The 14,602-nt window shown below is 38.9% G+C and carries 10 protein-coding genes; 6 read left to right on the top strand and 4 right to left on the bottom strand.

Annotated elements, in window-relative coordinates:
* Positions 1–269: 269 nt before the first annotated feature.
* The gene (locus tag BLQ00_RS16620) at positions 270–1,106 is read right to left on the bottom strand and encodes an RteC domain-containing protein (RefSeq protein ID WP_093145446.1); all 837 of its coding nucleotides are present in this window, start codon (positions 1,104–1,106) and stop codon (positions 270–272) included.
* 286 nt (positions 1,107–1,392) lie between these two features.
* On the opposite strand from BLQ00_RS16620, the gene BLQ00_RS16615 reads away from it, so the two are divergent.
* The 6 genes from BLQ00_RS16615 (at position 1,393) to BLQ00_RS16595 (ending at position 7,089) form a co-directional block, all read left to right on the top strand.
* Positions 1,393–1,983 carry a LytR/AlgR family response regulator transcription factor gene (locus BLQ00_RS16615; protein ID WP_139149445.1) on the top strand — a complete coding sequence of 197 codons (591 nt, stop codon included), beginning with the start codon at positions 1,393–1,395 and terminating at the stop codon, positions 1,981–1,983.
* A 196-nt stretch (positions 1,984–2,179) separates the two neighbouring features.
* Complete coding sequence (locus tag BLQ00_RS17670; protein ID WP_175445485.1) at positions 2,180–2,335, top strand: hypothetical protein; 156 nt, start codon at positions 2,180–2,182, stop codon at positions 2,333–2,335.
* Positions 2,336–2,426: 91 nt separating this feature from the next.
* Complete coding sequence (locus BLQ00_RS16610; RefSeq protein ID WP_175445484.1) at positions 2,427–4,454, top strand: tetratricopeptide repeat-containing sensor histidine kinase; 2,028 nt, start codon at positions 2,427–2,429, stop codon at positions 4,452–4,454.
* A 4-nt stretch (positions 4,455–4,458) separates the two neighbouring features.
* Positions 4,459–5,139, top strand: coding sequence for a response regulator (locus BLQ00_RS16605; RefSeq protein WP_093145443.1), 681 nt, complete (start codon positions 4,459–4,461; stop codon positions 5,137–5,139).
* Positions 5,140–5,242: 103 nt separating this feature from the next.
* Positions 5,243–6,748 (top strand): MauE/DoxX family redox-associated membrane protein, encoded by a 1,506-nt coding sequence (locus BLQ00_RS16600; protein WP_093145442.1) that lies wholly within the window; start codon positions 5,243–5,245, stop codon positions 6,746–6,748.
* A gap of 86 nt (positions 6,749–6,834) precedes the next feature.
* Positions 6,835–7,089: a DUF6520 family protein gene (locus BLQ00_RS16595; RefSeq protein ID WP_093145441.1), complete on the top strand. Its 255-nt coding sequence runs from the start codon at positions 6,835–6,837 to the stop codon at positions 7,087–7,089.
* A 47-nt stretch (positions 7,090–7,136) separates the two neighbouring features.
* Here BLQ00_RS16595 and BLQ00_RS16590 read toward each other — a convergent pair whose 3' ends face one another.
* Genes BLQ00_RS16590 through BLQ00_RS16580 form a run of 3 tightly spaced genes read right to left on the bottom strand, consistent with a single transcriptional unit; the run spans position 7,137 to position 14,265 of the window.
* Positions 7,137–9,848, bottom strand: coding sequence for an alpha/beta hydrolase family protein (locus tag BLQ00_RS16590; RefSeq protein WP_093145440.1), 2,712 nt, complete (start codon positions 9,846–9,848; stop codon positions 7,137–7,139).
* A 15-nt stretch (positions 9,849–9,863) separates the two neighbouring features.
* Positions 9,864–11,249, bottom strand: coding sequence for a RagB/SusD family nutrient uptake outer membrane protein (locus BLQ00_RS16585; RefSeq protein WP_093145439.1), 1,386 nt, complete (start codon positions 11,247–11,249; stop codon positions 9,864–9,866).
* 16 nt (positions 11,250–11,265) lie between these two features.
* Complete coding sequence (locus BLQ00_RS16580) at positions 11,266–14,265, bottom strand: SusC/RagA family TonB-linked outer membrane protein (RefSeq protein ID WP_093145438.1); 3,000 nt, start codon at positions 14,263–14,265, stop codon at positions 11,266–11,268.
* Positions 14,266–14,602: the final 337 nt, after the last annotated feature.

Raw genomic sequence — 14,602 nt, 5'->3', positions numbered from 1 at the left:
TATTTGTTGATTTTTGTTTGGTGATTGTTGATTTGGTAATGATGCTATTTTTGGGGTTTAAGATTGTTTTATTCATTTCTTTTGCTTGTCCAAAAGAAACGAACCAAAGAAAAAGACACCCTCGCTGGGGAATTGTGATTGGTGACTGGTGACTTGTGATTAGTGACTTGTGAGTGGTGAGTGGTGAGTGGTGAGTGGTGAGTGGTGGTAAGAAATGAAAAAATGGTTTGGAGGAAAGAGTTTTAGCAGGTAAGTTGTGTTGGGAATAGTTAAGCATCGGCTTGGATCATTTTTCTTTCAAGGTTGTTTTTTAAAAGTTCCAGGAATTTTACAGGTTTTATTTTACGACTTCTAATCTCTAGGTATGTTCTGTAATAATCCCCTAAATCGATTTTAAAGACTTGCTGAAAGATATCTGCAATTTCTTTGATGTCGGCGTTTCCTCCTTTGATAACCTCAGCGCTATGTAGGGCATAAACGAGTTCGATAAGGTCTACCTTGTTTCCTGTCCATTTTAAAGATTTGTATTGTATATTTTTTTTATTTTCTACTATTCTACCTTTTTGGGGTACTACCTTTCTTTTAAGCCATTCGATAGTACGCGTGTTTCCAAGGATTCGAGCGAGAATCATGTCGTGAGAGGTGGAAAAATTAACATCTAATAGCGCAGGAATGGATTGTAAATTACGAGGTTCTTTATTTTTATCTCTATTAAAGAATTCGATATCTCTATGGGTATGGCCTAACCTATAATAATCGTAAAATTCTCTATGTTTTAGAAAATATTCTTTGAAATACGCCATCTGGTTTTCGTAAAATCTTTGTTGATTTTTATGACAGCCTTCTGGTTTGTGTCTTTCTAACTCTAAAAGATTCCCATAAAAGAACATATACCCTACTATTTTGGCCTTAATGGACTTAAAGAATACTGCTTCATTTTTAGAATATCCGAAGCCTTGATCTACGACTTTTGTACGCATTAGACCAATACATTCGGAACAGGCTTTCATGCTGGATTCTGTTCTAATGTAAACCGAAGTCGCTTCTTTCTCTATTTGGATTAATTTCGTTTCAAGGTCTGTAAGCAAATCGAAATAGTATTTCATAACGAGATGTATTATGATTTACGGATGAAGGTATAGCCTTGGTCGTTAAAGATGAGCTTACAAGCCATTCAATGCGCATGGGTGAACCATACTTATATATATCGCAATGTATGTATTATATGTTCTTAAATTGATATAGGTGCATTATTATTTAATTATCGATAGTGATTTAACGGCTATAAAATCTTATCAAGAGGCTTTTAGCGAGGTCTCAGGCTATACTTGTGTTGGTGTAATTCCTTCTTTTTCTATTCCCCATCGAAAAAAAATAGAGCACCATCCAACTTTGGTCCTTATCAATTTTGAATCACTTTCAGAAGCACCTTTTGTCCTTATTGACACTATTACTAAATACTTTGGACTAGCACCTCACTATATCGGGATAAGCCGTTGTTACAAAATGGCCTATACCGCTTTGAAGAAAGGATTTAAAGATATGCTGGTACTTACGGATAGTGCTTATAGCTTGAAGGAAGTTTTAAAAAGGTATGATTTAGCTTATGCTCCTAAGCTATTGTATTGTATCCATTCGTATTATGATTATCGGTATGTTGTTTTGGACCATCTTGTTTATTTGAAAGCTGATAATTACACGACAGAGTTATATATGAAAGACGGCACAGTGATTACCGACTTTAAAACACTTAAATGTGTGCTTTCGCAATTGCCAGGACATTTTCAACGCATACATCGAAGCTATGTGGTTAACTCGCATTATGTACGACGAATCCAGTATGGACGAAAAGTATTTTATATACGTACTAATGATACTCCTCTCCCATTTTCCAAAACCTACCTAAATAGCCTTCGTACTATAAGAAGCACCTTGAGTGCGTTGTGTTCGTCTCAATCCAGTCCTTTTAATCGTTCACTGTGAATAGTAGGCTACTGACTACTACTTTCTGACACTTCACTGAATACTACAAAAGATTTGTTCGTATGCTTCCCTACTATTCTACCTTAGACCTGAGAAGCGAGCTACTTCTTCGGGTTTAACGACCTGTTTCATTGTGCATAATGAGAGTCCTCCCTTGGGAGGAAAAACAACATTTAAACAATTTAAAACTCTCAAAATGAAAACAAAAGTCATACTTTATTTTATTCTTATTTGGACCGCACTTAGCAGTTGTACTCCAACTTCTCTATCCCCATCTTCTGCTTCAGAAGCCCACCCCTTTTATGGTACAGGAGGAGAGCACAGTTCGGGCCCCGATAACGACAAGGATTGATTGTATAGATCTCTCTTTAGTCGGTAAGAAAAGTCTTTCTTTTAAAAAAGGCTTTTCTTACATTTGTTCAACTCCCCACAACTATTTTCTTATGGTTACCTTCAATTTACATTATTGTTGGGAAGTGTTTTTTACTGGTGTTTTGTATGTTTTTTTATACCCTTTTCCACTTTCTACAGAACCGAATGGCATTCGTTCTATTTCTTATTTTGCTGCTAGAGTTCCGCAATTCCCTAATAAGGACACTACTATAACGCATAATTTTCACTTTCAAAATCAACCTCTACAGACACGAGCTGATGACAGTGTGACCTATTCTCAACTTCGTAAACTCGCTGAAATTTCAGTAGGCGAAAAAGACACTTCTTTTTTTTTACAGGTTGCATCACAGGGACTAGCGCTCGCACACCGATTAAAAAAACCTTCCCTTATAGGAGATGCCCATTGGAATTACGGGATGTATTATTTACATCGCAAACGCTATGACAGCAGTTACTATCATTACCAGAAAGCTCATAAAGCTTTTAAGGCATCACCTCATCCTTATTATGCTGGAAAAATGCTTTATAACATGGCCTATATCTCGAGTTTGATACACGATCATACTGGTGCAGAAATACTCTTATTTGAGGCTATTTCTTATTTTGAAGAGACCAATAAACCAAAATCATTGTATTTATGCTATAATCTTTTGGGTACCCTTTCGGATGATTTGGAAGAATACACCAAGGCTTTAATGTATTATCAAAAAGCAGCTAGTCTGCTCGCTTCTCTAAAAGATCCTTTGTATTATCAGGTGGAGTTATGGAATAATATAGGTGTCCGGTATTATAAAATGAATGATTATGAAAGAGCCATTACTTATTTTGAGAAGGGACTTGTCCATGCTGATCGGTTGGGCGCTCATCCTTCCTTGTATGCCAAACTACTAGACAACAAGGCCTTTAGTGAATTTGCACTTTCCCCTAACAGGTTGGTTCTTCCTGCGATGCGGAAAGCTTTGTTTCTTCGGGATAGCATTCAAGATTCGGCAGGTTCGGTAATAAGTCGGCTTCATTTTGCTGAGCTACTTTACACCAGGGGGGTTCGCTCTGAGGCTATTGTTTATGCTAAACAAGCCTACGCTATGGCCGAGGCGGCCCATTTGAACCGGGATGTGCTTAAATCGTTGAAATTATTAGCTCTTTTAGATACTGTGCATACCGTAGATTATTTGCAGCAACATATCACATTAGAGAAAAACCTATATGTAAAAGAGCGAAACCTTCGCAATAAATTTACTGCTATAAAATATGAGACAGACAAATACATTCAGGAAAACGAACTTCTTTTTAAGGAACGGCTTCTCATAATCACGGTCTCACTAAGTATAATTCTTCTTTTATTACTTATTTATATTTATACGCTTCGGAGGGCGAAAAATAAGGCCTTGTTGTTTGAACGGGAAGAACAGCAGTATACTGAAGATCTCTTTTTAATGGCTATTGAACAAAAAGCCACACTAGAGCGTGGACGAAAAGAAGAACGTAAGCGAATCTCGGAAGAATTGCACGATGGCGTTCTTGCACGTTTGTTTGCAGTACGGTTTAAGTGGTCTTTTTTAAAACTGAATGGACCTTCGGCAGATGTAGCGCAGCATAAAAATGCTATTTCCGTTCTCAAAGGTATCGAAACCGAGGTTCGAAATATTTCGCACGACTTACGAAACGACCTTTTTTGGGACGAACAGCGCTTTCAGGCTGAACTTGAGAATACTTTAAAGGAACGCAGTGGTTTTGGTAATTTTCGATATGTTTTTACATATACTCCTGCTTCTGCATGGGAATCGCTGGATTATCTCTATAAGATTACTATTTCTCGAATGCTTGAAGAGCTCCTTCAAAATATTATCAAGCACTCCCATGCCACTTATGTAATGATTTCTTTTGTTGCAACTGACTCTATTTTTGAGATTATCGTTTCTGATAACGGAAGGGGATTTGTTCCTTATTATCCCAAAAAAGGGATTGGATTAAGGAATTTAAAAAGTAGAGCTCAAAAGCTTCACGGAGTGCTAACCCTAGACTCGAAACTAGGGAAAGGAACTCGAGTGGTAATCACCTTTAAAAAACCCAGCTAATTTTATGGAAAAGAAAGATATACATGTATTGATGGTTGACGACCACAAAATGACTTTAGTAGGCTATTCGGCCGCACTACAACAGATGTCTGAAGAAGTAGGCTCCTATACTTTTACAGTGCATCATGCCACCAGTTTTGATATGGCCTTACAAACGCTTAATCACACGTATCGCAATCAACCGTTGCATTTGGTATTTCTAGATATTCAATTACCAAAAGGTTTGGATTTGAAATACCAGACAGGGGAAGATCTTGGAATTGATATCCGAAAACGTTTTCCCGATACTAAAATTCTAGTAATTACGACTTTTAATAACAACCTGCTTATTCAGAATGTACTTGAAAGTATTAATCCTGAAGGTTTGTTAATTAAGGGCGATTTGACGCCCGATACTTTTAGTCAGGCTATTTTGGAAGTTCTTGATGATCCGCCCTATTTCAGCAAAACGGTGACTAAATATTTACGAAAACAACATATACATCCGTATCATTTAGATCGGTTGGATCGATTGATACTCTATTATATTTCGGACGGGAAACTTACGAAAAACCTCCCTCTCTACGTACCGTTATCTTTACCTGGTATTGAGAAACGCAAAAAACGGCTGAAGGAAATTTTTATTGTTGAGGATGGGAATGATTTTGATTTGGTGCGGCGCGCTAAAGAGGAGGGTTTTTTATAGGAGGTGTAAAGTCCTTATCTACGGCTTTTGACGTACTCTTTCTATTGGTTACCCAGCCCGCCACAGCCCTCTTTCAATCTACCTTTACCCAAAAATCACAATTATGGGTGCTACTTTAGAAGTCGTATTTAAAAATAGGTATCGGACGTTTTTACGAGCCGTGATTGTTTATTGTTATGTTCTCTTGTTTATTTATGCTGCAAGCAGCAAACTTTTTGAGTTTGAAATTTTTCGGGTACAATTGGCGCAATCTCCCTTACTTAGTGCTTATGCAGAAGGAATTTCCCTTTTGGTTCCGGGGCTTGAAATTGCCATTGCTCTGTTCCTGCTTATTCCGCGCTATCAAACACTTGCGCTTTATGCTTCTTTTACCTTGATGGTATTTTTCACTGCTTATATTTATATCATCCTTCATTATTCTGATTTTATACCTTGTTCTTGCGGTGGTGTATTGGAGCAGCTAAGCTGGACGCAGCATCTTTTATTTAATATTGGATTTATTATCCTTGCAGCCTTAGCTGTTTTAGTGGTTAAATTGGTAGGTTATAAGAAGAAGCTATTCTTACTAGTTTTTCTTTTCGTTTTTGGTGTCTCTTTTATGGTTGTATTGTTTGTTTTTTCTGAAAAGAAAATGCATCGAAACAATGGGTTTCAGCGCATATTGCCCCATCATCCTGCTACGGAGACCAACAAAATAGATATTAGATACGACTCCTACTATATTGCAGGAACCCATGAAGACAGTATCTATCTTGGTAATGGCACTGCTCCTTTGCACATGCTTACGGTACACAAGACACAACTGGATACTACAGAACATACTATTACCCTCCCCTATTCACATACTATTTACCGTGATCTTACCTCAAAATTCATCGATGGTGTATTTTACATGATGGATGGTACTGTTCCCGTCATTTATAAAGGGTACGAGGGTACTTATACTGCTACGCACCCCCTAACAATAGAAGATTCATTTATTAGAGCTCTCCCATTGAACGACACGATATTTGCAGTACGTGTTTTTGACCCCGTGACAGGTGGTAATATATTGGGGCAACTTTCTATTGACGCACCTACCACAGTCACTCTTCATCCTTCTTTGTTGGAGGCGCAAGGTGATCCTTTTTTTGATACCGATGGTCTATTACTCTTTAACAGACAATTGCAGAAAATAATTTATGTGTACTTCTACAGAAATGAATTTGTGGTCATCGACAGGGATTTTTCACTTGATTATCGAGGAAGAACCATCGATACAATTAGCAAGTCACAGCTGGATGTACGAACTATATCTTCTAAAAATGAGAAAAAGCTGGGTGCCAATCCCACTTTTGTACATCTTCAAGCGGCCACCTACGGAAGGTATTTGTTTATAGTAAGTGACCGTGTGGGAAAATACGAGTCCGAGAAAATACTTGAACAGGCATCCATTATAGATGTCTATGATCTGGAAACGAGCTATTATGCTTTTAGCTTTTATCTCTATCATCCTGGTTTAAAGAAGCTCAAGGAATTGAGTGTGGAAGAATCTCAACTTACTGCTCTTGTAGACCATTTTCTAATTACCTATGCATTGAAAACATCTCGTTACACCCCTATAGAATGAATAGAAATACTGTACAGTGACAGGAATGAGACCGAAAACCTGTATAAAAGAGTAGGTCGTTACTTATTAATTAATATCTTATTATTATGAAAACAATGAGAAAAAAATGGTTGTTGCCTTTACTGGCAATTGCCATTGCGGTTGGTGGTGCATTTGCTTCCTCTTCCACCATTGACAATACACTGAGTACAACAGGTTATCTAAGTTTACAGATGCCTTGTGACACACCGGTGCAGTGTGGAACATCAGGAATTCCTGGATGTACGGTTCCTGAAGGAACCGCTTATGGAAAAATCCATCCTAATGACAATGTTTGTCAGGTTCCACTTTTTAGACCGTAATTAGCGGTTGTAGCAAAGGCTGGTTGTTTTCAACCAGCCTTTGTTTTTCAATTGGATTTTTGCATCCATGTGGGTAAGGTTCCCTCTTTCAGATAATAGTTAAACCATTCAGACATTCGGATGGTTAGATCCTCTTGATTATGGGGAGTCACAATATCATGGCCTTCGTTAGGATATAAGAGCATGGTATGTTTTTTATTTAATTTACGTAGTGCATTAAACATTTCTACGTGCTGTTGCCAGTTTACATTGCTGTCTTGTTTTCCTGCCCATCCTAATAGTGGTGTGTTTAGATTTTTGACATTATGGATTGGAGAATTTCGTTCGTAGGCTTCAGGAATATTAAAATAGGAATCTCCCATACGCCATTGTTGTTCTTCAAATCGCCATGCCTGAGGTCTTGACCAGAGCCATGCCATAGAGAGGTAATAGCTAAGCATGTTGGAGGCACCGGCACCAGCCACCGCTGTGGCAAAAATATCGGTTTGGGTTATGAGAAACATGGTTTCATAGCCTCCGAAGGAATGTCCATATACCCCTAACTTATCCCGATCTATGAAGGAATATTCCAGTACTTTTTCAACGCCCGCCATTATGCACTCTACTGCAGAAATGCCTGGATCACCAATTTGGTATACAATATCTGGAAAAAATACAAAGTAGCCAGTTGTTGTATAATTGGACACACTAAAGCCTATGGAATTGTGTAGGGTTGGATTTTGGTACTGATGTATTTTATCTGATAGGGTCTCATAGCAAAAAGTAATCATGGGGTATTTCTTATTCGAATCAAAATTGGCCGGATAGTAAAGTACTCCTTTTAAACTATCTCCTTTTGGGCTTTTATATTTCAAGGATTCTGCTTTGCCCCAATTGTATTCGAAATGGTGGGGATTGGATTGGTGTACCAATCGTGGTTCTGGGTTTGTGAATTCTTGATACATTACTGCAGGGGGAAGGTTGTATCGTTCACTAGTATATACTACTGCATTCCCTTCTTTTGCCATTCGGAGATTCTTTATAAGCCTGTCCTTATACACAATCTTCTTCAGCTTGTTCTTGCTGTTGTATGTAACGTAGCCTGTCTCTTGTGTTCGTTTGTTTTTAGCGCTTAAAATAATGCCTTTTTCTAGGTTCTGTATTTTTACAGACTGCCCTTCAAATTTCACATTTTGAAACAGATTGTCGACAAACTCGTATATTCTGTATGTTATATGATCTTCCCTTCCTTTTGTACATCTTGTTTTTGTTTTTCCATCAGGCGTGACTTTCCAGATATCGAATTCATCGTAAATGATGAGTTCTTTTTCATTTACGGTCCAACCTGGATGGCCGTAGGATATGGCTTGCTTGCTGTATGTTGATTTTGCATTATAAAAGGGGGTATCTATGTTCTTTGTTACATTCGTATGTGTCTTTTTTACAGCGTCGAATACCCACCAGTTGCCTTCTTTAAAATAGGTTAAATATCTTCCTGAAGGCGCCATTTGAAATTCGAGTCCGTGTGGTTTTGAGGTTACGGTATCTGACGTTCCTGTTTCTATATTAAAGACGACTATATTAGAGTTTGACTCCCTTTCGACTGCGGCAAGCATATGTTCTTTCACGCTATATGCATAGGCATATTTCCCCGCATTTCCCACTAGTGTCATACTATGTATAGAATCTCCTAGAACATTCCATTTTTCCGAATGTTTTTCCCAGCCTACCATAAGATATGGGTTTTCTAGACCTTCTTTTAATAACTGAAAGGACGGATACAGCAACTCATCATCGGTATTCCAGACTTCTACTTTGTCACTCATCTCCTGTTGGGAATGCCCACCGTTTGTTTTTCTTTTTGAGACCTTAAAGAAAAGTTTTTCTCCATCATCGGAGAAAAATAAGGTGGGCACCCCAGTAGCAGGGATTATCCAATTTTCGGAGTGAGGATTGAATGTTTCTAATGAGATTGTTTTGTGTTGGTAGGTCATCCAATGGATCTGATTGTCATCTTTTCCCCCACTCTCATAAAATGCCATAGCGTTTCCTTTGGGATTCCATGTAATACGGCTGTATGGATTGTTTGGGTTTTGTTTTACGATTACTGATTTTTTGGCCTCTGTGAGCCACAGACTAATCTTTTCTCCTTCTATGTCTCCTTCTGTGTCTCCTTCTGTGTCTCCTTCTGTGTCTCCTTCTGTGTCTCGTTCTGTGTCTCGTTCTTTTCCTCTCTGAGCAACTGCCAGATACTGTCCTGTGGGGTCAAATTCAAACGCTGATGTGTTGTCGAATACTTTTATTGAATTGTCTATTAGATTTTTAAGGTGTAGCGAATTATCTTCCTTTAGAAAGGCGATTTTCTCACCCTTTGGTCCTATTTTATAACGAACCACTTTCTCTATTTTTTTTTCTTCGAAGGTTTGGAGGTTGACATAGAAAAACTGTCGGTCTGTATTGAGGGTACAAAACCATTTTCCTGTTGGTGAAAAATCGTGTATAAATGCATTTGGAAACTGAAATTTTTTATGGGTGTTATTGTTTACTACCACGAGTGTATCCTTTTGTTCGCCGTAGTACAGACCAAAGGAGGTCCAATTTCCTTGCGTTGTTATTTTGTAAGGTGTAAGGGTATGCCAGCGTTTGTATTGTGATGGGTCTAGGTCTTTCTTTTTGCTGGTTTGCCCCCAAAGGGGACACACCATACAAAAAAAACTAATTAAAAGTAGGTTGCTTGCGCTATACCAAAGTGAGTTGTATTTTTCCATTTGTTTTTTCATGGTTCATGTCCTTGTTTAGTATCCTTGATTTTGGGGTTGTAGGTTGGGGTTTACAAGGAGTTCTCTTTGCGGAATGGGAAGTAGGCGATTTTTGTGATTCCAACCTGGTTTTGTCACTCCCAAAACGGCATCGAGTTGTCCGTTTCGTTTCAGGTCGAAAAAGCGGTGGCCGTGTTCGGTAAACAACTCCACTTTACGTTCCTGCATAACGGCTGCTAACACTTCGGTTTCTGTGGTCGCAGTGGTGTTGTTTAATCCGGCTCTGTTGCGTATTTTATTGATGTCTATTAGGGCTTCGGAAATATTTCCTTGCCTTCCTCGTGCTTCTGCTCGGATTAAATATTGTTCTGCCATTCGAAATACGATGGAATACTCCTGCGACACTCCAGCTCCCAAACCTATTTTGTATTTATAGGGGTAGTAAAAGGTATTGGTGGCATCGGAAATTTGGCCTACCCAATGTACTTTTCTAAGGTCGTCTTCCTCAAATGCATCTACTATATGATTGCTTAGTGCTCTTGTGGATGGAGGGGCTGCTAGTATGATAAATGTATCTGCTTCTAAGGTATTTCCTCCATTGTTGTTGGGTGAAAACTGCCAAAGTGTGGACGTGGCGTTATTTAGGAATACATTTTCGATATTGGTTTCCCAACCATTATTTTCTATGAGCTGTGTGGTTTCCGCTTCGGCTTGTTCCCAGTTCTGGGTGTATAGATAGCAACGTGCAAGTAATGCCATTGCTGTGTATTTATTGGGTCTTAGGTGTTCGCCACTCTCATCGGTACTTGTTAATACTTCTTTTGCTTGGAGTAGGTCGGAAATGATTTGGTTGTACACTTCTGCTTCCGATTGTCTGGAAACTGTTTGGTTGTACCGGTAATCGGTTGTGGTGCAATACGGAATATCGCCATATAAATTGAGGAGGTAGAAATGTACCAATGCTCTGCAAAAGAGTGCTTCTCCTATATATTGTTTTTGTTCGTCTTCTGTAAAATAGACTGAGCCCTCTACTCCTTCTATAATTGCATTGGCTGCATATATTTGATTGTATGCATTATTCCAAATTTCTTCAATGGTAGGATTTGAGGCTACTAGTGTATTTTTATTAAACTGTTCTTCTGCCAGACTGAAGGTGCTGTAATAGGTTATTTCATCTGCATAATTTCCCATAAGGTTTGACATTCCTTGGGGAGCTCCTGTACAAATTACATTGTCTCGAAGGTTTGCATATATACTGAGAATAGCAGCTTCGACGGTATTTGGATCTGTAAAAAGTGTTTCTCCACTGAGTAAATGGTTGGGAGTTTCTACCTCAATATTTTCGCAAGAAACAAGTGGTATGAGTACCAGTATCAAAGTCCATTTAAGGGACTGTATTAGAATTTTATATGTATTTTTCATGTTGTTTTTTTTTTGATTAAAAAGTAAGTTGCACTCCTAGGTTTATCTGTTTTAATGGAGGGAGGTTTCCATAGATTTGCGTTTCTGGATCGGGACCTTCATACTTGGTTATGGTTAAAAGATTCTGGGCCTCTACTGATATTTGACACCCAAAAGGGGATGAAAGTAGCGAAGGAATAGTATAAGAGGCGGCGATATTCTTTAACCTGATAAATGAAGCATCACTTATAGAAGACGTACTATCGTAATTATTTAGGTATCCTGCATATGCGTCATTGTTACTTCCTGTAGAAAATAGCTGTTGTGATGCTGTATCTCCTGGTTGTTGCCAATGCTCTAATACTTGTACTGGTTGGTTCCCCATCGTACCTGGTAGTGCTATGGTAGTGTGGTAATTGCGCCCTTGCTGTTTTACAAATTGAAACAAAAAGTCAAGATTGAAATTACCATACGACAGCGCATTTCGAAATCCACCATAATATTTTGGATCGAGGTTCGCACTAGATTTAAGATCGTTAGGTTTTGAGATTATGCCATCGCCGTCTATATCTTCAAAGGTATAGGTTCCTGTTTGTGGATTGACTCCTGTAGCGTTGTATAGCAGCACGATATTTAAGGGTTCTCCCACTACATATTGGTTGGCATAGGTGGATGCAGAAAGTCCTGGAAAGGAGATTAGCTCATTTTTGGGAATTGTAAGATTAAGGAACGTGCGCCATTGAAGCTTTTTGCTTTGGATATTAACTGTTTCAATCTCTACCTCCCATCCCCTATTTTCTACGGTAGCATCGAGGTTTGCTTGAAGAGAAGAAAACCCAGTTGTACCTGGCAAAGGCACTCCCACTAACTGATTTGAGGAGCGATTTCGGTACCAAGAGGCAGAGAGGGTTATTTTGTCTTCCATGAATCCTACTTCTATGGCTGTTTCTAGTTTTTTATTTGTTTCCCATCCATAGTCTGGGTTGAACAGTTGTATAGGCGAGAGTGTTTGTATTCCTTGATAGGAAAGTCCTTCCGTGGTATATGTATTTAGATAGCCATAGTTCCCAATCTGGTCGTTTCCTGTTGTTCCGTAACTAGCACGTAGCTTTCCGAAGCTTAGAAAAGGAAGCGCCTTGGTTACAAAGGTTTCTTCTGAAAAAACCCATGCTACCCCTAAAGCTCCAAAATTGGCATATTGGTTTCCGGGTCCGAAACGGCTAGAGCCATCCCTACGTGCAGTTGCATTCACTATGTACTTATGTTCCCAGTTGAAATTTAATCTACCAAAGAGTGCTCTATAGTTGTACACTTCGTCACTATTGTTTGAGATAAAAAGGTTGGCTGCCGCTGCTGGATTATAGATAAGGCTATTTGTTGGGAAGTTGCTTGCTACTTGAAGTAGACTCGTTGTTTTTTCTTTTTGTATTGTGCCTCCTACAAGTGCTTCTATTTTCCCTTTTCCTAGTGCGTACGTATAGCTAATCTGCGGTTCGACAAGCCATGAGTTTCTTTCCCCATTGTTAAAGGTACTAGAAGAATAGCTACTGTCCAGTCCAAAGGCAGGGTTGTAAATGGTATGCGGGGCTGTTCGCGTTTCTTCCAACTGAAATTTGGTATAACCAAGATTTGCTTTTACTTCTAAGCCTTTATAGGGTGTATAGGAAACAATGCTATTTGCTAGTATTGTATTGGTGTTTGAGATGTATTCGCCTTCGAGGGCTGCTAGTGGGTTGTTAAAGGTTCCATTTTCCCAATTGAGATTGCCTTCAGAATCGTATAAGGCAGGTGCATTTGGCACTAAGGTCATTGCTTCACGGGTTAAATTAGTGGTAGGTTGATTGTTGTTGTCTGCAACATAATTACCATTGAATTGTATGCGGAAGGAGTTATCGGGTGTTTTATGTGACAGGTTTACGAGTGTACTTCCTTTTTTATATTTATAATCGCCTGGAAAGACGGTGGTCTGTTCTTCGTAGCCACCTCGGAGGAGAAAGCTTGTGTTATCGTTTCCTCCTTGTACAGAAGCACTGGCATTGGTGTTGTATGCTGTTCCTCCTATAAGTTCTTCTTGCCAATCGGTTTCTCGATTTTGACTCCAAGTACCATTAAGGTCGTATGCATTGAACGGATAGTTGGTAATACCGTCGTTGGTAAATGCTTCACGGCGCATGGCAAGGTATTGCTCGGTATTGAGGAGTTCCATTTTTCGTGTAATGGTTCCCACTCCTGTTCCTGTATTTATTTGAAAGCTGGTTTTTCCTGGCTTCCCTTTTTTGGTTGTTATGAGTACTACTCCATTTGCTCCACGGGAACCATATATGGAAGTCGCATCTGCATCTTTTAGTACTTCGATACTTTCAATATCGTTTGGACTGATTCCATTTAGCGGACTTTGTGTTCCGCCTAATACTGTGGACACCATACTACTTCCTAAAGATTGGGACGCATATGGAACACCATCGACCACATACAAGGGTTCGCTACCATCGATACGGATGCTGTTGCGCCCCCGAATGCGTACTGAAAACCCACCACCTGGCACTCCTGTGGTTTGTATAATATTGACTCCTGCCATTCTACCCTGCATTGTGCTTAAGGGATTGGAAACGGGTTGGGTTTCAATTTCTTTAGCGTTTAATTGAGAAATGCTTCCTGTTTTCTCCTTATCGGTTACATTGTAGTAGCCTGCATTAATGATGATCTGATCTAAGGTTGTAGCATCGGGCTGCATTGTTACATTTATACTTGCATTGTTGCCAACGGCAATTTCTTGGGTTTTAAAGCCCACAAAGGTGTATACCAAAGTGTCGGTAGCAGCTGCTGTTATACTATAGTTACCATCGAGGTCTGTGATACTACCACGAAGGGTGTTTTTAACCAGAATATTGACGCCATCGAGGGGGCTATCGCTTTCGGTTATTATGCCCGTTATAGTTTTTGATGGGCTGTTTTGAGAAAAAATTGGGGAGTTGATAGTGTTGAGGAGAATTAAAAATACGGAAAGGGTAAGGCTTTGCCTGTAGTAATTTTTCATACTTTTGTACTTGTTAAAGTTTATACTGATTTTAACTATAGCCTGCTCTGATGGTCTTCGAAAACTAAGAGCGGGTTTTTTTTTGTGTGTGTTTTACGTTTTTATTTTCATTTGTTTTTTTATTTGTGATTGGTGATTGGTGATTTGTGACTGGTGATTGGTGATTGGTGATTTGTTACTTGTGATTTGTGATTAGTGATTAGTGATTAGGAAATGATGCTGTTTTTAGGGTTTCATTTTACTTCTTCTTTTCTTTTTTGCATTGCCCAAAAAAGAAACAAAAAACGCTAGGCTTAAGAAATCATTTCTAAATTCTACGACAGCTTCACTACACTTT

The organism is Ulvibacter litoralis (genome assembly GCF_900102055.1).
Taxonomy (GTDB): domain Bacteria; phylum Bacteroidota; class Bacteroidia; order Flavobacteriales; family Flavobacteriaceae; genus Ulvibacter; species Ulvibacter litoralis.
The sequence above is the reverse complement of the archived record's forward strand: the minus strand, read 5'-3'. Positions and strand labels throughout refer to the sequence as shown.

What these genes read in the sequence shown, in the direction of transcription:
- BLQ00_RS16620 (WP_093145446.1), bottom strand. Translation starts at nt 1,106, where the DNA reads ATGAAATACTATTTCGATTTGCTTACAGACCTTGAAACGAAATTAATC.
- BLQ00_RS17670 (WP_175445485.1), top strand. Translation starts at nt 2,180, where the DNA reads ATGAAAACAAAAGTCATACTTTATTTTATTCTTATTTGGACCGCACTT.
- BLQ00_RS16610 (WP_175445484.1), top strand. Translation starts at nt 2,427, where the DNA reads ATGGTTACCTTCAATTTACATTATTGTTGGGAAGTGTTTTTTACTGGT.
- BLQ00_RS16605 (WP_093145443.1), top strand. Translation starts at nt 4,459, where the DNA reads ATGGAAAAGAAAGATATACATGTATTGATGGTTGACGACCACAAAATG.
- BLQ00_RS16600 (WP_093145442.1), top strand. Translation starts at nt 5,243, where the DNA reads ATGGGTGCTACTTTAGAAGTCGTATTTAAAAATAGGTATCGGACGTTT.
- BLQ00_RS16595 (WP_093145441.1), top strand. Translation starts at nt 6,835, where the DNA reads ATGAAAACAATGAGAAAAAAATGGTTGTTGCCTTTACTGGCAATTGCC.
- BLQ00_RS16590 (WP_093145440.1), bottom strand. Translation starts at nt 9,848, where the DNA reads ATGAAAAAACAAATGGAAAAATACAACTCACTTTGGTATAGCGCAAGC.
- BLQ00_RS16585 (WP_093145439.1), bottom strand. Translation starts at nt 11,249, where the DNA reads ATGAAAAATACATATAAAATTCTAATACAGTCCCTTAAATGGACTTTG.
- BLQ00_RS16580 (WP_093145438.1), bottom strand. Translation starts at nt 14,265, where the DNA reads ATGAAAAATTACTACAGGCAAAGCCTTACCCTTTCCGTATTTTTAATT.